The sequence below is a fragment of the Sinorhizobium sp. NG07B genome (assembly GCF_002532005.1).
Lineage (GTDB): Bacteria > Pseudomonadota > Alphaproteobacteria > Rhizobiales > Rhizobiaceae > Sinorhizobium > Sinorhizobium fredii_C.
The window spans coordinates 1,267,555-1,287,349 of sequence record NZ_NWTD01000001.1; the positions used below are offsets into that span (position 1 = coordinate 1,267,555).

Consider the following 19,795-nt stretch of genomic DNA (forward strand, 5'->3'; position numbering starts at 1 on the left):
ATTGAGGGATCGGTCTGATGGCCCAGTCGGTTGACAGGAAAGAAGACGTCGCTGCGGCGCATCCGGTGGGCTCGCGCCCCGACACGGCCTTGCTTTCGAACGGCCGATACAGCCTGCTCCTTACGGAGTCCGGTGCCGGATTTGCATCCTGGTGCGGCCACGATGTCACCCGTTGGCGGGAGGATGGCACGCGAGATTGCTGGGGCCAGTTCTGCTACATCCGTGATCTTGAGGACGGGAAGGTGTGGACAATCGGCCGGCAGCCGATCTGTCGGGCGGATGCCATTTACGAGCGCAGCTTTCGCGGCGACCGCGCGGAGTTTCGCTGTTCGGCCGGGGACATCGACATTTGGTGGGAGGTCTGCGTCGCAACGGATTGCGATGCCGAGGTGCGTCTGCTCCGGCTGTTCAACAGGGGCACGACGGCGAAAGAACTTGACCTGACGAGCTATGCTGAAGTCTGCCTGAATGGCCGACGCGCCGACAGTGCGCATCCGGCCTTTGCCAAGCTCTTCGTCGAAACGTGGTTCGACGAACAAACTTCCGCATTGTTCGCCCGGCGCCGGCCACGCAGCGCATCGGAGAAGCCGATCTGGGCGGTGCACGTTTCCGCAGCGAGCGCGGATGACCAGCCTGCGGTCGAGTACGAGACGGACCGCCGCAGGTTTCTTGGCCGCGGACGGACGCCATCGAACCCCAGCGCACTCGGACGTGGAAAGAGCCTGTCAGCCACGACGGGTCCCGTGCTCGACCCAATCTTCAGCCTACGCAGGAGAGTTCTTCTAAAACCCTCTGAAACGCAGCGTATCGCCTTCGCGACGGGCGCGGCTGACAGCGAGGCGGCGGTTGCAGCCATCGCAAAGCGGTTTGCAGACGTCAATGCCGCTGGCCGGGCGCTGTCAGATGCGTTTGAAACCTATGCCACGGAACTCGCGTCCTCTAAGCTCTCCCCGGAAAAGGTGGACGTCTGCAATCAACTCGCAGGAAGCCTGGCATTCTTTGATTCCGATCTTCGAGATAGCGGCGCTCTAAGACAAGAGCCGCTGAGCACTGGGAACCTGTGGTCGGTGGGGATATCCGGCGATCTCCCTATAATGCTGCTGCGCATCGACAAGACGGATGCAAACGCGCTCGTCGAGGAGGTTATCGACGCTCACGCCTTCATCACCAACCGTGGGCTTTCCTTCGACCTGGTCCTGCTCGACGAGAGCGGCGCGATCGAGGCGATGCAGTTGAGCGACAAGGCGAAGGGCCAAATGGAGAGGGCGCCTGGCGGCCCCGGAGGCGTTCACGTCCTGTCCGCGTCCGCTATTTCGAGTGCCGCAGCGGATGCCATCGCCGCCGCGGCGCGCGTCCTCCTTTGTTGCAGACGAGGATCGCTTGCCGATCAGCTCGAGCCGAAGTCGACGGCCAAGCTCTCCGCTTCGAAGCACACCGAGCCGAACTTCCGTGACGCTCCCGTAAGACAAGGCGGCGCAGCCCGGACCGACTTGCTTTTTTGGAACGGTCGCGGGGGATTCACCCGGGATGGGCGCGAATATGTGATCGCGATGGGCGACGGCGCAGAGACGCCGACGCCCTGGTGCAACGTCATAGCCAATCACGCATGTGGCTGCATGACCAGCGAAAGCGGCCTTGGCTACAGCTGGGCGGGCAACAGCCAATTGAACAGGCTCACGCCCTGGTCGAACGATCCGGTGTCGGATCCCCCGAGTGAGATCATCTACCTGCGCGATGAGCGAACCGGAGAGCTCTGGACGCCGACGCACTTGCCTCTTGGGCATACTTCGACGAGCACCGTTAGACATGGGCAGGGTTACAGCCTCTACGAGAGCGCCGACAGGCTGCTGCACCAGGAAATGACGGTCCATGTCCCGGTGTCGGAACCGATCAAGATCGTCCGCCTCGCCATACGCAACGAGGGAGCGGAAACGCGCACGCTTACCGCCACCTATTTCATCGAATGGGTTCTCGGTACGCTGCGTGAGAACGCTTCCGGTCGGGTGGAATGTGAGTTTGACACCGATACCGGTGCCGTTATTGCGCGGAACGTCTGGGAAAGTGATTTCTCCGGAAAACTGGCATTCGTTGCCTCGAGCGCGCCGCTGCGGTCGTTTACCTGCGACCGGCGTGAGTTTCTCGGCAGCAACGGCTCCGCATTTCTGCCGGCGGGACTGGAGGGTCCCAATCTCAGCGGCAGCGTCGGATCCCCCATCGACCCCTGCGCTGCGCTGATGGTCGGGGCGTCGGTTCCACCCGGCGAAAGCGTCGAACTGGTTTTCGTGCTCGGGCAAGCAGATAGCCTCGATGATGTCCGCCGGCTGGTTCGCGAATATGCCGCGCCAGAGAGTGCCCGAAACTCTCTGGCGATCGTCACTCGCCAATGGGACCGGCTGCTGAGCTCCGTTACGGTTCGAACGCCCGACACCGCCTTTGACCTCATGATGAACCGCTGGCTGATTTATCAGGTGTTGTGTTGCCGCGTCTGGGCTCGAACGGGCTTCTATCAGTCAGGTGGCGCATACGGATTTCGCGATCAACTCCAGGATGTGGCGGCCCTGGTGCATTGCGCGCCCCATGAAGCGCGCGCCCACATCCTTCGAGCCGCTGCGCGTCAGTTCACCGAGGGGGACGTTCAACACTGGTGGCATCCTCCGTCGGGCGTCGGGGTGCGGACGCGCATGACCGATGACCTCTATTTCCTGCCCTACGTCGTCCAGCACTACGTATCGGTCACAGGGGACCACGGGCTTCTGGGCGAGCGGGTTCCTTTCATCACCTCGCCGCTGCTAGCCGACGATCAGGAGGAGAGCTTCGGCGTTCCGCAGGTGAGCGAGGAAAGCGGGACCATATATGAGCACTGCTGCCGCGCGCTGGATTGGGGTTTCCGGCTCGGCAGCCATGGGCTTCCGCTTATGGGAACGGGCGACTGGAACGACGGCATGAACAAGGTGGGCGCCGAAGGCAAGGGCGAGAGCGTCTGGAACGCCTGGTTCTTCCTGACTGTGCTCAACTCTTTTGACGCCATCGCGTCGGCAATGGGAGACGAAGAACGCGCCGCGTGGTGCCGCGAGTCCGCCGAGGCGTTGCGCACTGCCCTGGAGGCCGAGGCCTGGGACGGCGACTGGTATCGGCGTGCCTATTTCGACGACGGTACTCCCCTTGGCTCACACCTGAATGACGAGTGCCAGATCGACGCCATCCCTCAGGCATGGGCGGTGATCTCCGGTGCCGCTGATGCCGAGCGGGCTTCCAGGGCAATGCGGGCAGTCTGGGAGCGGCTCGTTCGTTCCGACGACAAGCTGATCCAGCTTTTCGATCCGCCCTTCGACAAGGGGGCGCTGCAGCCGGGTTACATAAGAGGCTATGTGCCGGGAATTCGAGAAAATGGCGGGCAATATACCCATGCGGCCGCCTGGGTTGTGTGGGCGACTGCATTGCTGGGGGATGGAGATCGGGCGTTTGAACTCTGGAGCCTGCTCAATCCCATCAACCATGCCCTTTCTCCCGAGGAAACCGAGCATTACATGGTCGAACCCTATGTGGTCAGCGCCGACGTCTATGGTGCTTTTCCGCATACCGGACGCGGGGGCTGGACCTGGTATACGGGATCGGCCGGCTGGCTCTACCGGGTCGGCCTTGAAGCTATTCTCGGCCTCCGCCGGGAGGGAGACCATCTCTTCGTCGAGCCGCGCATTCCGGCGCAGTGGCCCGGGTACGAGGTGGACTTTCGGTATGGCGCAGCCACCTATCGGATACGGATCAACCGCGAACCAGAAGCTGGCGGAAGGCCGCGCCCGCTGACCCTTGACGGCAAGGACCTCGCTGAACGGTACGTTCCGCTCGTGGACGACGGACGAAACCATGACGTCCACTTGGTGGTCGGCTAGCCATGTCGCAATTGCTGTCGACCGATCCCGACCTGAACCGCATGCCGACCGATCAGGATCTCGCTCGGCTGCAGTTCACGACGCTCCTCTACTATCTGCACTGCACCAACCCGGACAACGGGCTCGTTCGTGACAAGACGCAGGCCGAGGCTCCGGCCAGCATTGCCGCGATCGGCATGGCCCTTGCCACAATCCCCGTGCTCGTGGAGCGGAGGATTATCATCCGCAAGTTCGCCTCGAAGATAGCGCGCCGACGGCTCAGATGTCTTCTGGAATGCCCCCAGGGACCTGATCCCGACGCGTCCGGCTATAAAGGCTTCTTCTATCATTTCCTTGATATCGAAACCGGCAGGCGCGTGTGGGAGTGCGAATTGTCCACGATCGATTCAGCCTTCCTTTTCGCCGGTGCACTGACAGTCGCCGCCTATTTTGACGGAGACGCGGATGAAGAAATCGAAATTCGCCGCCTGGCAAACGCGCTCTACGAACGCGCCGACTGGAACTGGGCCTGCGATCACGGCCTGACGCTGACCCACGGCTGGAGGCCGGAGGACGGGTTCATTCCCTATCGGTGGCGCGGCTACGACGAGGGCTTGCTCCTCTACATCCTTGGCCTCGGTTCACCCGCTCATCCGCTGCCGCCGGAATCCTATGCCGCCTACACCGAGAGCTACGAGTGGCGGAACCTTTATGGCCGGGACCTGCTCTATTCGGGACCGCTGTTCACCCACCAGCTCTCGCACATGTGGATCGACTTCCGCGGCATCCGCGACGAATTCATGCGGGAGCACAACAGCGACTATTTCCAGAACAGCCGGCATGCGACCTTTGTCCAGCAGGAATACGCCATCCGCAATCCCCTGAACTTTGTCGGCTATGGCGAGCACTGCTGGGGGTTCACGGCCAGCGACGGGCCTGGCTGGACCAAGAGAAACATCGACGGCGTCGACAGGGAGTTCTTCGACTACATCGCCCGCGGCGCGCCATATGGACCGGACGACGGGACCGTATCCCCGTGGGCAGTCGTCGCTTCGCTGCCATTTGCGCCAGAGATCGTCATCCCGACCGTTTGGAACTGTGCGCGCATGAATCTCGGCATGACGCGGCTTTACGGATTCAAACCCTCGTTCAACCAGACCTATGCGGTGGAAGACAGCGAAACCGGGTGGTGGGTCAGCCCCTATCATTTCGGCATCGATCAAGGTCCCGTCGTTCTGATGATCGAAAACTACAGAACCGGATTGCTGTGGAACATCATGCGTCGCTGCGAGCCGCTGGTCGTGGGACTGAGGCGAGCCGGGTTCTCGGGCGGCTGGCTATGAGGTCGATGCAACTCAATGGGCGGAAAGGAATAGCCATGAACAAGGGCTTGCTCTTCGATCAGCATGAAGGGATTTCCAGAAGAGATCTCCTCGTGATGGCGGGAACTGCCGCCGCTACGCTCGCGAGCTATCGCCCTAGCGCCAGAGCGGCGCTTGGCGAAGGTGTTTTTGCAATTGAGGAGGTCAAGCAGGGCGAGGACGTCTTTGGCTATATCGGCAGGATTAAAGGCGGGTTTGACCAGACGGCTTACCAGCAGGTGATAGGCGCCGCGAATGCCTTCAAGGAAGGAGATGAGGCTATTGAAGTGGGGGCCGAAGATGAGACGACGCGACGGAATGCGCGCGCCCTTCTGGCAAACACGAAAATCAATGACCTCCACCAGCGCCCGCTGTTTGAGGATGATCTGCATAAATTGATCTGGCAGACGACGGACCGGGCCCAGTACGAAAAGGTCAAGGACTGGACCATGGGACAACTCAAGGAATTTCTTCTGGCCGAACCAGAGGAGAACATCAAAGGCATCATGAATGGCCTGACCAGCGACACGATCGGCTTTGTCCCGAAACTGATGAGCAACGAGGAACTGGTCTCGCTCAGCCAGAAGATCTTCAACGTAATGCCTGGCACCAGGATGGGAGCCAAAGGGTACATGGGCGCCCGGATCCAGCCCAATTCTCCGACAGACCACCCCGATGACATCGTCTGGCAGGTTTTCGATGCCTTCTCCTATGCAACCGGGGACATCGTCATCGGTACCAACCCGGTGGACAGCACGGTCGCGAGCGTCGTCGCCGTTCAACGCGCGCTCAAGGATATCGTCGATACGTTCGGGCTTGGCGAAGTGATCCCTTGGTGCGTGCTCGCACATATCGATGTCCAGGCCGAAGTCAGCGACAGTTTCCCGGGAACAGTCTCCACGATGTTCCAAAGCCTTGCTGGGACGGATGACTGCAACAAGATTTTCGACATCACGAATGAGAAAATCCTGAAATATGCGCGCGCAAAGGAGGGAGAAAGATACGGCCTCTACTTCGAAACCGGGCAGGGCTCGGAATTTACCAATGGCGCAGCAAACGGCGTCGACATGATGGTGCTCGAGTCGCGAAAATACGGCTTCAGCAGAGCGGTCGGCCTCGAACTCGCAAAGGTACAGCCGAGCGGCGCATGGCTGCATGTCAACGATGTTGCCGGTTTCATTGGACCGGAGGTCTTCAAGAGCCGCGAACAACTGGTGAGATGCTGCCTCGAAGACATGGTCATGGGCAAGCTCCATGGGCTTACTATCGGTCTGGATATCTGTACGACCCTGCACATGACGGTCAGCCTCGAAGACCTGGATTGGTGCCAGGACCAGATCATGCCGGCCAATCCCGCCTACCTGATTGCGCTGCCCACCAAGAACGACCCGATGCTGAGCTATCTCACCACGTCGTTCCAGGATCACGTCCGGATCAGGGAAAGATTTGGCTTCAAGGTCAACGATGCGATGTGGGACTTCTACAAACGGATCGGGATCGTTGGCGAAGACAACAGCTACACAGCGAATTATGGAGATCCCCTCTGGGTGTATTACCAGTATCGCCTCGCCAAAGGGGATGGGCGTTCCAAGGATGCTATTTACGTCGAGGGCGGCCGGAAGATGCGAGAAGTTGAAGCAAGAGGTGTCGACCTGGCCACGGGGCACGGGGAGAAAATCTGGGACCTCAATCCAACGCTCGCGGCCAAGGTGAAGGCCCTCTACGACGACGCCAAGCAGTCTCTATGGGCCGAGCTCACGCCGGAATTTATCGCCGCCGTACCCGACGTCGTGCCCGTCCGCACCCTGTCCAAGGACCGCAACGATTACATTGCCCACCCGAACACAGGTGAAACGCTCGGTCCCGAAGCAGTCGCGGAGATCGAAAGAATAAGAGATGCGTGGGGAGACGGCATGCCCAAGGGCCAGATCGTCATCTCGGACGGTCTGAACGCCAAAGCCATCATGGACGAAGGACATCTCGCGCCTTACCTCGAGGAAATGCGCCGGTTGCTCGCCGAGGCGGGTGTCACGATGGGCGACAAGAACATCATGGTCACCAGCGGAAGGGTGCGGGCCGGCTACCGGATTGGTGAAGTGCTTTTCGAAAATGCGGATCCCAACAGCTTCAGGGGGATTCTTCACATCATCGGTGAGCGGCCCGGAACCATGCACCACGCCTACTCGGTCTACATCACCGTCGCCAAGGGCAAGCAATGGTCCGAGAAGAAGATCGACCATGACATGACGAAGCTGGTGAGCAATGTCGCAGACACGGCCTTGGCACCAAAAGAAGCCGCCAGGGAAACCCTGACCATTATCCGTGAGATCGTCGGCAAGGACGTGAATGGCAGCCGTCGTTATGGGTAATGCCAAATCGCGCTAACGTCGATGCGAAAGCCAGCTCGGCGGCAAGGCGTTCGTCGATACGCATTCGGCGTGCCAGAGATGCAGATTTCGGGCCTCGCCAAATGCGAGCATTAGCCAGGAATATTCCGGCTATGATTTCTGTAAAGCTCTGGTTTCTTAGAAGTTTTTGGTGGGTGATCACGGGCTCGAACCGTGGACCCGCTGATTAAGAGTCAGCTGCTCTACCAACTGAGCTAATCACCCGTCCAAGACCGCGTCGCAGCGATCTGGTGGGGCGTATAATGGCGTTGGCCCGGCTTGTCCAGCACCCTCTGCAAAATTCTTGGCAAAAAATTCTTCGCCCTTCGGGACCAACGGCCCCGCAAGCGCGCTCCGCGAATTTTTCGGTGGTCGGCGTCAATGCTCCAGTTGGCGGTGCTCTCCCGCTGAAGCGGACGGTACGCTCCAAAAAAACGCCGACATTTTTGACTAGAACACGCGCCGGCTGGGGAGGCTGCACGGCGAATCGAATGGAGAATTATGCGCGGCTATCTACTTTTGACCGAGGCGAGAAGCGGCTCCAACTGGCTCGGCTCACTCATCAATGGTTCGGGGAACATGGGGCGGTCGAGCGAATGGCTGTCGCCGAAAATCCATCGTCTGGATGCCGGTTCATTGTCGTGGGAGGTGTTCTTCGACCAAATTATCAGAAAGAGTTCCAGCGATAATGGAAATTTCGGGCTGAAGATCTTCCCCAATCATCTTTTCGTCACGCGTGAAAAATACGGCATGGACTTCATTCAATATTGCCTGTCCGTGCATGACGTGGCGCTCATCTTCTTGCGGCGCAAGGATACGCTGCGCCAAGCAATCTCCTATGCCCGGGCAAGACAAACGCGCAGTTTCGCTGCTCATATCGAAAGCAAGGCCGAGCCCCAATACGATTTCGAAGAAATCGCGAAATGCTTCTTCTATATCCGCGACAGCAATAGCTTCTGGCAGAGCTATCTCGAACTCACGGGCGCGAAATTCACCGAGTTCGTCTATGAGGAGCTTGTCGCGGACCCAACTCCGTTCGTCACTTGCGTTGCGGAACATCTGAGAGTGCCTCCTCCGATTGAGCTTCAAACATCGATGGCGGTTCAGCGTGACGACCTGACCGACGAATGGGTAGCCCGGTTCAACAAGGACCGCAGATCTGCACACCTGCTGGACGCCTATGATCGCCGCGAACACATCCCCGGCAAGATCAAGAACTTCTTCAAGCTGGCGACGCGGAGTCTCGAGCCGCGCCATCCTTTCGCGTTTTGACGGGAGAGGTTCGCAATCTGGAAGCGGCGAGCGGGCAGGGTGCCGCTACGCTCCTATTCCCGTGGAGTTGAATTATCGAGGCGATGCCGATAAACGCTCGCATCGTGGCAGCCGACTGGAGCGCATGGTGGGCGATCTTCATTATCCTTTTCGTCTTTCCGGCACCGGGCGGAGCCAAAGGAGCCTTCTGGACCGGTTGCTGACCCGTTACGAGACCCACAAGCTGACGGCTCGGGTGCGCAAGAGAAAACGGGCGATCGAGATCGTCTGCCTTCGGGAAGGTGGTCATCGGCCCCTCGCGAAGAATGATATTCCGCTCGTTTTCAATACGCACAACGACATAAAGCTGATGCCGTCCTTCCTGGCGCATTACAGGAAGCTTGGCGTTTCGCGCTTCATCTGTGTCGATGACGTTTCATCGGACGGGACACGCGAATACCTGCTTTCTCAAGCCGATGTCGATGTGTGGCGGTCACCCCTGCGTTACCGCGACGCTCGACGCGGCCGCGAGTGGCGCGAAGCCCTGTTCGATCGCTACGGCGGCGATCGTTGGTATCTCAATGTCGATTCCGATGAATTCCTGATCTATCAGGATTGTGAGCATCAACGTCTCGACAGGCTCATACAGGTTCTCGAACGGCGGGGCGAAAAGCGCCTCGCTGCTCCCATGATCGACATGTATCCGATCGAACCGCTGGGCTCGGCCACGTTTGGCACCGATGACCAGCGCATGCCGTGGGAAATCGCGGATCATTTCGATGGCGACGGATATGAAATCGGCTACACCAAGCGGGCGATAAGCATCACGGGCGGCCCGCGCAAACGCAAGTTCGCGCATATATTGGAGCTCATCAAATACCCGCTGATCTTCTGGGACAGGAATTGCAGCCTTAGCGTCAGCATCCACCAGCCGCTGCCGTGCGAGCGAAACTTCCTGGAGATTTGCGGGGTGCTGCTGCATTTCAAGTTCTTTTCCGACTACCGAGAGAAGATCGAGCAGGCGGTCAGCGACGGGCAATATTTCGATGGGGCTGCGATCTACCGCAAGATGCTGGATGACCTGGAGAAAGCCGGCGAATTCGATTTTGCGCATGAGCATTCCGTCCGGTTCTCCGGGTCAAGGCAGCTGCTTGAACTCGGTTTCATAGCGCCTATCCCATTTGAGCGAGACGCAGCGCGGGAAGCAGCGCGGCAGATGAGGTAACGCTACAGCGCTGGGCGCTTTAGCGTTGCACCCGCGACCGCCTATAATTCGCACGAAGCTCTTAAACTCCCGCACCGCAAGCTCTATATGCCCCTTGCGTGGCCGCCTCGCGGTCGGGATTTGTAACGGGAAGCAGAAGAATGCAGCGTATTCTGTCGATAATGGCGGTTGCCCTTGTGGTCATGGTGACGGCGGTGGACTTCGCCGAGGCACGGCGGGCGGGCGGCGGCTTTGGCTCACGCGGTAGCCGGACGTTCTCGACCGCGCCGGTGACGCGCACGGCGCCCACTCCGGCCGCGCCGATCGAGCGGACCATGACGCCGCGGCAGAATGCGCCGGCCGCGACCAGCCCGACAACCCAGAATCCAGCGGCAAACCGTCCCGGCTTCTTCAACAGCTTCGGAGGATCGATGCTGGGCGGTCTGCTCATGGGCGGACTGTTCGGCATGCTGCTCGGGCACGGGTTTGGAGGCGGCATCGGTTTCCTCGGATTGCTGCTGCAACTTGGCCTGATCGTCCTCGTCGTGTCCTTCGCGATGCGGCTCTTTGGCCGCGGGCAGAGGCCGGCCTATTCGGCACCCTCGGCTTCAGCGTCCTCCTCACAGTCCCCTGCATCCGCTGCGGCGCCCGGATCCTTCCGCATTCCGCGGATTGGGGAGGGGTTCGGCGGCCTTGGCGCGAGCGCCGCCCCAGCTTCCGCAACGGCGTCTGCGGCCGCCACGAACGGGAAGACGGATGAGATCGGAATCGCCCAGAACGACCTCGACCGGTTCGAAGCCATGCTAAAGGAGTTGCAGGCGGCCTATGCTGCGGAAGACTACGCAGCCTTGCGCCGGCTAACGACGCCCGAAGCCATGTCCTATCTCGCCGAAGAGCTTAGCGAAAACGCGACGAAGGGGCTCAAGAACGACGTGCGCGACGTTCATCTTGTCCAGGGCGATGTCGCCGAGGCTTGGCGCGAAGGCAGCAGCGACTATGCGACGGTCGCCATGCGCTACGAGAGCATCGACGTGATGCGCGACCGGGCGACCGGTCGCGTCGTCAGCGGCGACGCCGAACGCCCGACCGAAGCCGTGGAACTGTGGACCTTCCTTCGCAAGCCGGCTGGCGACTGGCAGATTTCCGCGATTCAGGCGGTCGAGGAATAGGCGAGGGCCAGGCAGACGTGTCGCATTTTCTTTCGCAAGAATGGCGGCGTTCGGGATATCCGGAGCAGCGGCGGACTTTCGTCGGGGCGTGTTGGGTAATAAAATAGGCATTCCTCTCAAGGAGCGGACTATATGGTCTTGTGGGCGGCGACATCGGCCGAGCATGCGATGACTTCACGCGAGGCCGTCAAACAGCGCGGCCTCATTGCATGCCTTGTCGCTTTTGCGGTGTCGGGCTTTGCCAGCGGTGCGGCGGCTGCGGATTGCAAGAGCCTGCCGGGACCGGGGGTGGACTGGCGGCAATGCAACAAGCGGCAGCTGATGCTCGGTGGGAGCAATCTCCAAGGCAGCAATCTGGTCGATACGGATTTTGCCGCCACGGATCTGAACGGCGCCGATCTTACGGCGGCGAATCTGGAAAAGGCCACATTGGTGCGTGCCTCGCTTGCCGGCGCCAGGGCCGATAAGGCGAATTTCTCCAGAGTGGAGGCCTATCGCGGTGACTTCTCCGGCATTTCTGCCGAGGGTGCGCTGTTCGTCAGTTCCGAGCTGCAGCGTGCCGATTTCACCGGCGCAAAGCTGAAGGGGGCCGACTTCGAGAAGGCTGAACTTGGCCGTGCAAACTTCGACAAGGCCGTTCTGACCGGCACGCGCTTCTCCGTTGCGAATCTCTCGCGGGCCAATTTGAGCGGAGCTCTTTTCGAGGGGCCGATCGATTTCGACCGCGCCTTCATGTTCCTGACGAGGATCGAGGGACTGGACCTGGCGGCCGCGAAGGGGCTTAGCCAGGAGCAGGTCGATCTCGCTTGCGGTGACGCCGCAACGAAGCTGCCCACTGGCCTGACTGCCCCCGCCAAATGGCCGTGCCCTCCCGATGACGACTGATGATGTTTGGTCAATCAGGCGACTGAGAAGACGCGAGCCGCGGAAGAATTCAGTTGATGCGTTTGCCGAAGGAACGCTCGGGGAACAGGCAAAACATCGGCTTGCAGCGAAGCGCGATCGCCGATCTCGCGCGTGAGGCCAGCCACCGCCGCACGGCGTCCTCGGCAGTTTCGTCGCTCGCCACCTCGATCGATCGGCCCATGAGGTCGAGGCGGCGGCCGGAATAGCCGGCATCCGCGGGATGCCTGCCGAAACGCGACGGACCGAGGTCGCTGCACCAGCGTTTTCGGTGCGGAAATGGCTTTGCGGGACCGGCCTCGAAGAATGCCCAGACGTCGAAGTCCTTGATGCCGTTCGCGCCATCGAGGTAGTGGAGCGCGCTTCCCTGTGCGAGAGCCAGCAGGATCAGACGGTGGCGGTGGAGGCCGGCGACCGCTGCACGATCAAAAATAGCGCAAAGTTCGCGCATGGCGGCCGAGGCGAGCATGCTCAGATCGGCCGAGGTCAGCGGTTCGTAGGACCTTTCGGTGACGTCTCCAATCACGTCTGCTCCTGCCGGTTCCCTGGACATCGCGCAACTATATCTGAATTCCTATTCCACGAGTGCGTTGGGCACGAGCCTCAGGCCACCGTTGGCTGACGGACGGCTTCCCTTTAGACCCTCCGCGGATACGTCGCCTGGAACGACCGCGGTCACTTCATATCCCAACGCCGTGGCGACCTTCTTCAGCATTTCGCGCGCCCGGAACTCGTGGCGGGCGGCAGATTCCTCTTCCGTGACGAAATAGGCGGCGCTCACGGCTTCGATGAGGTTCAAGGCAGCGAGATTGACGACGGCATATGTCTCGGCGTGCATTACAACGAGCCCCCGAATTGCTGGCGATGATTGTGTGTTCCGTGTGATTTCTGCGGTTGATCGTCTCGCCCAGCTGAAAACTGATCCTCGAGATTTCTTTCGAAGTAAGCCTCGTCGGCGATCTCTGCCGCAGGGACGGCCTCGCGCTGAAAAACGTGGCCGTCGGCGCCAAGGTGCCAGGTCAGCGAGGCGAGGCTTGAATAGGTGCAGGAGAGAAATGTCTTTAACGCCCTCTGATTTTCCGCGTCGCTCGAGCGCAGCAGATCCGCGGAGAAGAGTTCTTCCACATGGTCGTGGAGATTGGATCTTATTACGGGAATGGACATCCGGCGCTCCTGTTATCCCAGCCGGCAGGAACCCCGCCGCAGCCGAGATGTTGTGTCGAAGACAGCATTCCGCACAACACGACTGATGTCAACATTGTGCATGTTGTTTTTTGTGTTGCAGCGCGGGCGGTTGTGACAGCCTGGGCAGGATTGGACGTCCGCTTCTTGCGATATGCTGGCGTTCAGTGACGCAGGCAGGCAATGAACTTCAGGCGTTTCCGGCGAGGGCGATGTAGTGGACAGAGTGCACTGTGTGAGCCTCAAAGCGCAGTTCTTTTTGCGGGTTGAACTGCTCGAGCACCAGCTCGGAACTATTGTGCCGGACGAATTTCTTCACATAGGCGAGCAGGGCGCCGCCCTCTTCCAGGCGGATCTGGGCGATCACATAGTCGCCCTTCCGGACGCGGCGCTCGGGGTCGACGAAGCAAACTTCGCCGTCTTCATAGCGGGGAGACATGGAATCGCCGGATACCGAGACAGCATAGGCTCCTGAGATGTCCGAAAGAATAGGCGGCGCCATGACTTCGTACAACATGGTACCGTTCATCAGAAACTCACCATCTACACCGCCGACGGCTTGCCCGAAGACAGGGATCTTCTTGCCCTGTCCGACCACCTTCGCGCCCACCTCGGCGTTCGGTGGGTCGATCACTCGTGTCGAGGGGATGGAGATCGGGTCCCCGGCCTTGCCACGCATGAGCCAATAGGGATCGACGTTGAACTTGCGGGCGTAAATCTCGGCCTCGGCAAGCTCGAACTCATTCTGACCGTTCTCATGGGCGCGATAGGTCGAGGCGACGATGCCAAGGGCGTTCGCCGCATCGGAGGCGAAGCGGTAGCCCGCCCTGATGCGCGCCTGCCGTAGTCGTTCAGCTTTTTCATTCATGACATGGGGCATAACAACATGTATAACACAAATCATGTTGACATTGCAACATGTAAGATGTCATTGGTAGTCGAGCCAAAGAAGGGAGCCGAGCGCCTATGAACAACCCATATCCGATCTCTAAAGGGGAGAACGCGATTGCCCAGCGTGCCATCGAGCATCGTGGGTATCCGATCCGGAGCGACCGACCTTCGGGCTGCGGCATTTGCTTGCTGCGCTTGGTTTCGATGCGGGCTTCTTCTTGAGTGGTCGAACGGGCAGCGCCGCAAGCGCTGCGGACGCTAAAGCGCGCTGCGTTCAGACGACCTCACGCGGCGCGCTTTAGGTCTTTGTTTTTGTGCATGTCGTCATCCGAAGACCCTGCACACCTTTGGTCGACATTGTATTAGAGGAGAAACGCATGACGAACTCGCAACTCGCAAGACAACACCGGCATTATCTCGCGGTGCGCGAGCGACTGGCCGGCTCTACCGCAGCACCAAGCCGATCGGCGGCAATAGCCGAACTCGAAATGCAGGTGGTCGAACTCGCCACCGAAAGTGCAGCAAAAACACGCCGGATCGCTGCGCTCGAGGAGGATTTGGCCGATGCGGAAGCGCGACTGCTCGCGCAGGCTCAAATGCTGCTTTCCGGCAGGCTTGCGGATGACAGCGACGGCGAAGCGAATGACGAGCAATCCTCGATCGAAGAGATCGTTGCCGCCGTCCTTGCGGATTTCCCAGGGGTGACATGGGCGGACATTATCAGCGTGCGGCGCGATCGCCGGCTGGTGAAGCCACGGCACGCCTGCATGCGGGCGGTATATGAGAAGCGCAAGGATTTATCGCTGCCGCGGATCGGCCGCATCTTTCATCGCGACCACACGACGGTGCTCGCGGCAGTGAAAGGCGTGGCTCCCTAATCCACCTCACTTGGCACAATTTCGATCTACGACCCGTGGCCGAGGCTGACACGCTGTCGGTCCGCGCCGAGGCCGTCCTCAAGGACGGAAATCGACTGCCATTTTTCTCGTTCCGATATCGAAAGGATAAAACATGATGAGCAAGGCTCAGAAGCTCCGTGCCAAGCGAAAAGCGCAACTTGGACGTCCGCGCAAAGCAAACGCCGAGCGCTTCGCCTGCGGCAAGATCAAGCCCGGTTGGTCCAAGCGGGAGAGCGAGAAGGAGGCGATGGCGGTGGCGCTTGCGGCGCGCAAGCGCATGCACGGGCTCGAAACGAGCAGCAGCTTTGCCGGCTACACGCTGGGACGCCTGTTCCTCGACGGGCGGATCACCGAGGCGCAACGGGAGGCGGGAGATGACTATGCGAAGGGGATGGCGCGATACTATCACCTGACCGGTATCCCCTTTCCAAGCGTCCGCGCCCAAGCGATCGACCGGGTGCGGGGACATGCCCCCGAAACGAACGAGGAGCGCCATCGTCGGACCAAGCGGGCGACAGAAAGAATGATGCGGCTCGAAGGCGTGTTGCTCGGATGCGACGAGGGGCGACAGGTCAAGACGACCGTCTTCAACGTGTGCGTGATGGACTATGAAGGCTTGCGGATGATGCCGGAGGCGCAATTGCTGTGGCTGAAGCGTGGCTTGAACGCCCTTGTCTTCGAAAAGGGCTTGCGCGACTACGGCGAGAGAGTATCCATTTAACTAATGATAGGAAAATAAACCTACTGATGGATTTCGAGAATCGGCCGGCCGGAAACTGAGCTGTAACCATTCCGGCCAGGCCAGGCTGGTCGAGACCGATCAACACTTCGTGATCGGTTTCTAAGTGCTGGCACAAAAACAGAATTCGGCCATTCTCTCTTTCGAAGGGATTAATATCCTACGAAAGGTGTAGGCAATGAAAAGGCTAGCAATCATTGCCCTGTCGCTGGCGACGGCGATGAGCAGCGTTCCTCCTCCCGCAGAGGCGTTTCCAACAATGCCCACGATAAGGGCTGAGACCGCCGATGTTCAGCGGGTGCAGTTTTCCTACGAACGGGGCGAACAGTTCAAAGGGCGGGGATGCCGATATCCGTGTTTTCGCGGGCGCGATTATCGGCGCGGGCACTACAGCAACCGCCACTATCGGAACGGATACCGTCGCCATCACTATCGCCATTACGATGACGACGATGACGATATAGGCGCGCTGTTCGGCGGTCTGGCGGCCGGCGCACTGATCGGCGGGCTGCTCGCGCAGCCGCGATACTATGCTCCTGCGCCACGATATTACGCCGGCGGCAATGGCCATACCCAATGGTGCTATGCACGCTATCGGTCCTATCGGGCATACGACAATACGTTCCAGCCCTACTACGGTCCGCGGCGACAGTGTGTTTCACCTTATATGTAAGGTGAGACCTGCTTAGCCCGAACTCCATGATCGCCGCCCGTCTCGTGAATTTCGAGGCGGGCTGGCTTCGGTTCGATGTTTTCCGGCCCCTAAAGGCACGCCAGGAAATGAGGGGAAGTGCGGCTGACAATCTGCTAATATCGAAGCCCGATCAAGGCTGCGCCTGGGGCGATCTCCGGCGTAGGGGCATTTCTGCGAGACTGACGGCTAGGCCTGTGAAAACATCATCAATCATCTCCCTGGCGATGTTGAGTGCGCTGGCAGTTGCTGCCCCGGTGGAGGGGCAAACATGCATCGGCATTTGCGGGGGACCTTCCAAGCATGAACTCTTTGTCGAGCGGCAATACAGGGACTTTGTCCTGCCCCGCTACCCAAGCTATGGCATGCGCTATCAAGGGCAAAGACCGGATATCAGCATCGGGCCGGGGGCGACGGTCGGCGGGCCTTTGCCCGGGGCCGCCGGGACGCGGATGCGCCCCCGCCGCGAAATCCGCCTCGACTTGAACGCCCATCTGCGCTGGTGCCTCGAGCGCTATGCCTCATATCGCTTCGACGACAACAGCTATCAGCCCTTCCGTGGCCGTCGCCGCCAGTGCAATTCGCCCTACGACTGACACGCGAAGCGAGCCGAAAAGGCGCTCGTCAGCCGCGCCTCTCAAGCAATTTCATTGCGGCCTCTGCCGCCGCTTGCGCCTGAAGCTCGCTGCCAAATTGGCCCTGGGCAGGGTAGGTCACCCCGCGATAGGTGAGCACGAAGGCCCAGCGGCCGTTCATGCGCTTTTCGACCCGGATCGTCGCAGCGGGTTTCTTGTCAGAATTCAAGGCGGACTCCCTCGCTTCCACTGCATGTTTTCTTCAATCAGAGCCGTGAAGGAAACATGCAGTATTTCCAATTGCTACAAGCGACTTTGCTCGTCCGAAAGGACGCGCGGCGCTTTAGTGCCGGCAGGTTGCGAGTACCTTGCGCATCCTTCTCAGAAACGCAAGAGCGCTGGAGGACGAGGGAACCGTGGAGTCGTTACTCTACCGCTGTGGCAGGGCCGAAGCGCTCCATGACGAACGAGGTCTGGATGGTGGGCGCATGCAGACGGCTGGTTTTTTCGAGCTTCAGGGTGACCTCCTGGACCGGCGGCGTGCGCTGCCAGGCAGTCGAGAGAAACAACGCAGCGCCGGCGATAAATCCGATGGCGACATAGATCCAATGGTTGCGCATGTGGACAACTCCTTCTCCCGCGAGGCAATGCGTTGAGGGCCTTTCTGGTTCCCGGCGCGACCGGGACGCGGGCAAAATGTTTAGCTTCTAAAAATAACCGCGGTTGGCACCGCGTCTTGGCAGTCAGTTTAAATAGCGCCGTCAGCTTCCGTGGGGGTGCTGACGGCATTCAAATGATAGTATGGCTCGCCCGGAGTGGGCATCAGTCCAGCGTCCGCAAATCGGTGCGATGCCGGGGTATTCGTTAGCGTCATGCGGTTTGAAGCATTCCTCAAGAGACCTAGGCCCAAGCCCTTTTGCATCAACCCTTCGAGGATTGAAACAGAGCCCAATGTATTATGCAAGCAGATTGTAATATACGCCTGTATAACAGCATTGGCTGAGGATAATCGGGGAGCATCACCCCGGAGAAGGCAGGGAAAAGGCGCATGCCGCGCTTCATGACTTGGCGGTGCAGGCTGCTCGCACAATTCTGTGGCTAACCGGAAAATCGAACCGAAAGCCGCGGCGCGCGGCTTGCGCGTTCAGGGTTCTCGGAGTATTCCTTAAGTCAAGGATAGGAATTTTGTCCTCCTCCTGCAGCAACAGCAGTTGATGCCGGCACTTCGACCCGGGATAGGTTGTCAGTCCAGCACTGCGTAGTTTTCTACTAATCAAAGCTTACGGCGGCCAGCGCGTCTCTAGACGCCGCGGTGCCGTACGCGGCCGGCGATGCGTCTTCGCGTCGATCCGAATCCGCATGGCGGTTCGGAAGTATTACGGTGCGTGGCTCGCTCGATGCCTGCTCTTCCAGAGAGCGGCACGCGAGCTGGTGGCATCGCCGGCCGCGATGTCGACGCCAGCGTTTTGGCGCCGCGAAAGGGATGACGAAGACAAGCGGGGTCGCAATGGTGGGTCATGAAACGCAGCCGGCTACAGAAACGGCTGACGATCTGGCGGTCGCGGAGGGACTTGCTTCGAAACAGGCTGCTGGTGGACGTGGCCGACTTGGCGGTGCATTCCTGGATGCTGTTCAGGCGGACTTCGCTGCGCACGGCGCTGGTGTGATCGCTCGCATTCGGGAGGAGAAGCCGGAGACTTACTTGAAGCTCGTTGCTGCGGTCACGCCGAAGGATTTGAGTGCAAGCACGAACGCCATGGACGAGCTTTCGAACGAACAGCTAATCGAACGGATTCGCGCGCTGGACACGGTGATACGGCCGTTGCTCGAAAAGAAGGCGCGCGCCCGGCGAAAGCCGACCTCCAAGCCCTGATCGCCAGTGCGTGAGAGGCAGCGACTAGGCGCCGCTGGGTGCGGCGCCATTATCCGTCGTGGAGCACTGATCAGCGTGCTGGAGATGCCGCAACCGCGACAGGCTCGTTGCTCGAAAAGATGATCACGGCGAACAGGAGAACTCCGGCAAAGGCGATGAGCGACGAGCCGGCGACAATCGGCTCCATCGCGCTATTGCCGGAGAGCAACAGATAGAGAGACGGGATCAAGACGGCCACGCCGAATGTGTAGACGGCGTATTGAATCGTCGCCAGACGTCTTGCCGCCTTCTGCGGATTGAGCGCGTGATAGCCGCCGAAGATCGCCATCGTGACCCAGCCGAGCAGGTTGGCATGCGCGTGGGCGCCAGTGGCGGCGTGATTCCCCGAAATCGACATATGGAGCCCGATCGAGATGCCCAAGATCAAGAAGACGATGGCGGTTCTGAAATAAAGATTTGCAATAGGTGGCATTTGGATTCCTCCCCCGTGTAGCCAAGAGAACATTAGCACGCTCTCAAAATGCTGAGAATGAGCCCATAGGAGCGCCTTTTCAGCTTCTCGGCTGTTCCCGACGGTACAATTCGGACGATCCGATGTCGTTGGGCGCGTTCGATGCTCACCGCCGCGCCGCGCTCTCATGAAGGTGCGGGCTTTCCCGTACGGAACTAACAGAGACCCTTCGGCATTCCGTAAGCGTGAAACACTGGTTGCAGCGCGCCGTCCTCTTTCAGGACGCGACAAAATCGCTGCAGTAACTTGGAATGCTGCATGAAATTTTCGCCAAAATCGCGAAACGTGCA

General features: G+C 59.9%; 19 protein-coding genes and 1 tRNA gene. 12 read left to right on the forward strand and 8 right to left on the reverse strand.

Translation table 11 applies throughout. From position 1 onward, the window contains the following. Nucleotides 1-17 precede the first annotated feature (17 nt). From CO664_RS06070 to eutB, 3 genes are read left to right on the forward strand one after another with little or no spacing between them, the layout of a single operon-like run. On the forward strand, nucleotides 18-3,890 hold the full coding sequence (locus CO664_RS06070; RefSeq protein ID WP_097538165.1) for a glycosyl transferase: 3,873 nt from the start codon (nucleotides 18-20) through the stop codon (nucleotides 3,888-3,890). A gap of 2 nt (nucleotides 3,891-3,892) precedes the next feature. Continuing rightward, on the forward strand, nucleotides 3,893-5,212 hold the full coding sequence (locus CO664_RS06075; RefSeq protein ID WP_097538166.1) for a glucoamylase family protein: 1,320 nt from the start codon (nucleotides 3,893-3,895) through the stop codon (nucleotides 5,210-5,212). A gap of 35 nt (nucleotides 5,213-5,247) precedes the next feature. Next, nucleotides 5,248-7,599: an ethanolamine ammonia-lyase subunit EutB gene (gene eutB, locus CO664_RS06080; RefSeq protein ID WP_097538167.1), complete on the forward strand. Its 2,352-nt coding sequence runs from the start codon at nucleotides 5,248-5,250 to the stop codon at nucleotides 7,597-7,599. A gap of 167 nt (nucleotides 7,600-7,766) precedes the next feature. Here the strand turns inward: eutB and CO664_RS06085 are convergent. Further along, nucleotides 7,767-7,842: transfer RNA gene (locus CO664_RS06085), tRNA-Lys, on the reverse strand. 276 nt (nucleotides 7,843-8,118) lie between these two features. Between CO664_RS06085 and CO664_RS06090 the strand changes: the two genes are divergently transcribed. The 4 genes from CO664_RS06090 (at nucleotide 8,119) to CO664_RS06105 (ending at nucleotide 12,126) form a co-directional block, all read left to right on the forward strand. Then, nucleotides 8,119-8,889: a Stf0 family sulfotransferase gene (locus tag CO664_RS06090; RefSeq protein WP_097538168.1), complete on the forward strand. Its 771-nt coding sequence runs from the start codon at nucleotides 8,119-8,121 to the stop codon at nucleotides 8,887-8,889. Between the two features lie 196 nt (nucleotides 8,890-9,085). Then, nucleotides 9,086-10,093, forward strand: a complete 1,008-nt coding sequence (locus CO664_RS06095) for a glycosyltransferase family 2 protein (RefSeq protein ID WP_050988333.1) — start codon at nucleotides 9,086-9,088, stop codon at nucleotides 10,091-10,093. Between the two features lie 140 nt (nucleotides 10,094-10,233). Continuing rightward, the gene (locus tag CO664_RS06100; RefSeq protein ID WP_097538169.1) at nucleotides 10,234-11,241 is read left to right on the forward strand and encodes a Tim44 domain-containing protein; all 1,008 of its coding nucleotides are present in this window, start codon (nucleotides 10,234-10,236) and stop codon (nucleotides 11,239-11,241) included. 168 nt (nucleotides 11,242-11,409) lie between these two features. Then, entirely contained in the window at nucleotides 11,410-12,126 is a 717-nt protein-coding gene (locus CO664_RS06105) for a pentapeptide repeat-containing protein (protein WP_037423499.1), read from the forward strand. A gap of 49 nt (nucleotides 12,127-12,175) precedes the next feature. Here the strand turns inward: CO664_RS06105 and CO664_RS06110 are convergent, their stop codons facing one another. The 4 genes from CO664_RS06110 to CO664_RS06125 all read right to left on the reverse strand — a co-directional run bounded on the left by CO664_RS06110 (nucleotide 12,176) and on the right by CO664_RS06125 (nucleotide 14,194). Further along, nucleotides 12,176-12,670 (reverse strand): hypothetical protein, encoded by a 495-nt coding sequence (locus tag CO664_RS06110; RefSeq protein ID WP_234820103.1) that lies wholly within the window; start codon nucleotides 12,668-12,670, stop codon nucleotides 12,176-12,178. A gap of 48 nt (nucleotides 12,671-12,718) precedes the next feature. Further along, a complete protein-coding gene (locus CO664_RS06115; protein ID WP_097538172.1) occupies nucleotides 12,719-12,982 on the reverse strand; it encodes a hypothetical protein in 264 nt (87 codons plus the stop codon). Continuing rightward, nucleotides 12,982-13,308 (reverse strand): hypothetical protein, encoded by a 327-nt coding sequence (locus CO664_RS06120; RefSeq protein ID WP_037423442.1) that lies wholly within the window; start codon nucleotides 13,306-13,308, stop codon nucleotides 12,982-12,984. The genes CO664_RS06115 and CO664_RS06120 overlap by 1 nt, the downstream gene beginning before the upstream one ends. Nucleotides 13,309-13,516: 208 nt before the next feature. Continuing rightward, entirely contained in the window at nucleotides 13,517-14,194 is a 678-nt protein-coding gene (locus CO664_RS06125) for a helix-turn-helix transcriptional regulator (protein ID WP_037423501.1), read from the reverse strand. Between the two features lie 400 nt (nucleotides 14,195-14,594). Here CO664_RS06125 and CO664_RS06130 point away from each other — a divergent pair, with 400 nt between their 5' ends. The 4 genes from CO664_RS06130 to CO664_RS06145 all read left to right on the forward strand — a co-directional run bounded on the left by CO664_RS06130 (nucleotide 14,595) and on the right by CO664_RS06145 (nucleotide 17,142). Beyond that, nucleotides 14,595-15,095 (forward strand): helix-turn-helix domain-containing protein, encoded by a 501-nt coding sequence (locus CO664_RS06130; RefSeq protein WP_097538173.1) that lies wholly within the window; start codon nucleotides 14,595-14,597, stop codon nucleotides 15,093-15,095. 133 nt (nucleotides 15,096-15,228) lie between these two features. Continuing rightward, nucleotides 15,229-15,837: a hypothetical protein gene (locus CO664_RS06135; RefSeq protein ID WP_097538174.1), complete on the forward strand. Its 609-nt coding sequence runs from the start codon at nucleotides 15,229-15,231 to the stop codon at nucleotides 15,835-15,837. A gap of 196 nt (nucleotides 15,838-16,033) precedes the next feature. Continuing rightward, entirely contained in the window at nucleotides 16,034-16,528 is a 495-nt protein-coding gene (locus CO664_RS06140) for a BA14K family protein (protein WP_083854219.1), read from the forward strand. A gap of 245 nt (nucleotides 16,529-16,773) precedes the next feature. After that, nucleotides 16,774-17,142 carry a BA14K family protein gene (locus CO664_RS06145; protein WP_050988334.1) on the forward strand — a complete coding sequence of 123 codons (369 nt, stop codon included), beginning with the start codon at nucleotides 16,774-16,776 and terminating at the stop codon, nucleotides 17,140-17,142. A gap of 28 nt (nucleotides 17,143-17,170) precedes the next feature. Here CO664_RS06145 and CO664_RS06150 read toward each other — a convergent pair whose 3' ends face one another. Continuing rightward, nucleotides 17,171-17,350 (reverse strand): hypothetical protein, encoded by a 180-nt coding sequence (locus tag CO664_RS06150; RefSeq protein ID WP_097538175.1) that lies wholly within the window; start codon nucleotides 17,348-17,350, stop codon nucleotides 17,171-17,173. Nucleotides 17,351-17,546: 196 nt separating this feature from the next. Continuing rightward, on the reverse strand, nucleotides 17,547-17,741 hold the full coding sequence (locus tag CO664_RS06155) for a hypothetical protein (RefSeq protein WP_037423450.1): 195 nt from the start codon (nucleotides 17,739-17,741) through the stop codon (nucleotides 17,547-17,549). Nucleotides 17,742-18,628: 887 nt separating this feature from the next. Here CO664_RS06155 and CO664_RS06160 point away from each other — a divergent pair. After that, nucleotides 18,629-18,994, forward strand: coding sequence for a hypothetical protein (locus CO664_RS06160; protein ID WP_083854223.1), 366 nt, complete (start codon nucleotides 18,629-18,631; stop codon nucleotides 18,992-18,994). Nucleotides 18,995-19,064: 70 nt separating this feature from the next. Here the strand turns inward: CO664_RS06160 and CO664_RS06165 are convergent, their stop codons facing one another. Next, nucleotides 19,065-19,466 carry a hypothetical protein gene (locus CO664_RS06165; protein WP_097538176.1) on the reverse strand — a complete coding sequence of 134 codons (402 nt, stop codon included), beginning with the start codon at nucleotides 19,464-19,466 and terminating at the stop codon, nucleotides 19,065-19,067. Nucleotides 19,467-19,795 lie beyond the last annotated feature (329 nt).

Coding starts and splice junctions, on each gene's coding strand:
- CO664_RS06090 (WP_097538168.1), top strand. CDS start 8,119: ATGCGCGGCTATCTACTTTTGACCGAGGCGAGAAGCGGCTCCAACTGG.
- eutB (WP_097538167.1), top strand. CDS start 5,248: ATGAACAAGGGCTTGCTCTTCGATCAGCATGAAGGGATTTCCAGAAGA.
- CO664_RS06120 (WP_037423442.1), bottom strand. CDS start 13,308: ATGTCCATTCCCGTAATAAGATCCAATCTCCACGACCATGTGGAAGAA.
- CO664_RS06075 (WP_097538166.1), top strand. CDS start 3,893: ATGTCGCAATTGCTGTCGACCGATCCCGACCTGAACCGCATGCCGACC.
- CO664_RS06100 (WP_097538169.1), top strand. CDS start 10,234: ATGCAGCGTATTCTGTCGATAATGGCGGTTGCCCTTGTGGTCATGGTG.
- CO664_RS06155 (WP_037423450.1), bottom strand. CDS start 17,741: ATGCGCAACCATTGGATCTATGTCGCCATCGGATTTATCGCCGGCGCT.
- CO664_RS06135 (WP_097538174.1), top strand. CDS start 15,229: ATGATGAGCAAGGCTCAGAAGCTCCGTGCCAAGCGAAAAGCGCAACTT.
- CO664_RS06070 (WP_097538165.1), top strand. CDS start 18: ATGGCCCAGTCGGTTGACAGGAAAGAAGACGTCGCTGCGGCGCATCCG.
- CO664_RS06125 (WP_037423501.1), bottom strand. CDS start 14,194: ATGAATGAAAAAGCTGAACGACTACGGCAGGCGCGCATCAGGGCGGGC.
- CO664_RS06130 (WP_097538173.1), top strand. CDS start 14,595: ATGACGAACTCGCAACTCGCAAGACAACACCGGCATTATCTCGCGGTG.
- CO664_RS06165 (WP_097538176.1), bottom strand. CDS start 19,466: ATGCCACCTATTGCAAATCTTTATTTCAGAACCGCCATCGTCTTCTTG.
- CO664_RS06105 (WP_037423499.1), top strand. CDS start 11,410: ATGACTTCACGCGAGGCCGTCAAACAGCGCGGCCTCATTGCATGCCTT.
- CO664_RS06160 (WP_083854223.1), top strand. CDS start 18,629: ATGGTGGGTCATGAAACGCAGCCGGCTACAGAAACGGCTGACGATCTG.
- CO664_RS06115 (WP_097538172.1), bottom strand. CDS start 12,982: ATGCACGCCGAGACATATGCCGTCGTCAATCTCGCTGCCTTGAACCTC.
- CO664_RS06145 (WP_050988334.1), top strand. CDS start 16,774: ATGTTGAGTGCGCTGGCAGTTGCTGCCCCGGTGGAGGGGCAAACATGC.
- CO664_RS06140 (WP_083854219.1), top strand. CDS start 16,034: ATGAAAAGGCTAGCAATCATTGCCCTGTCGCTGGCGACGGCGATGAGC.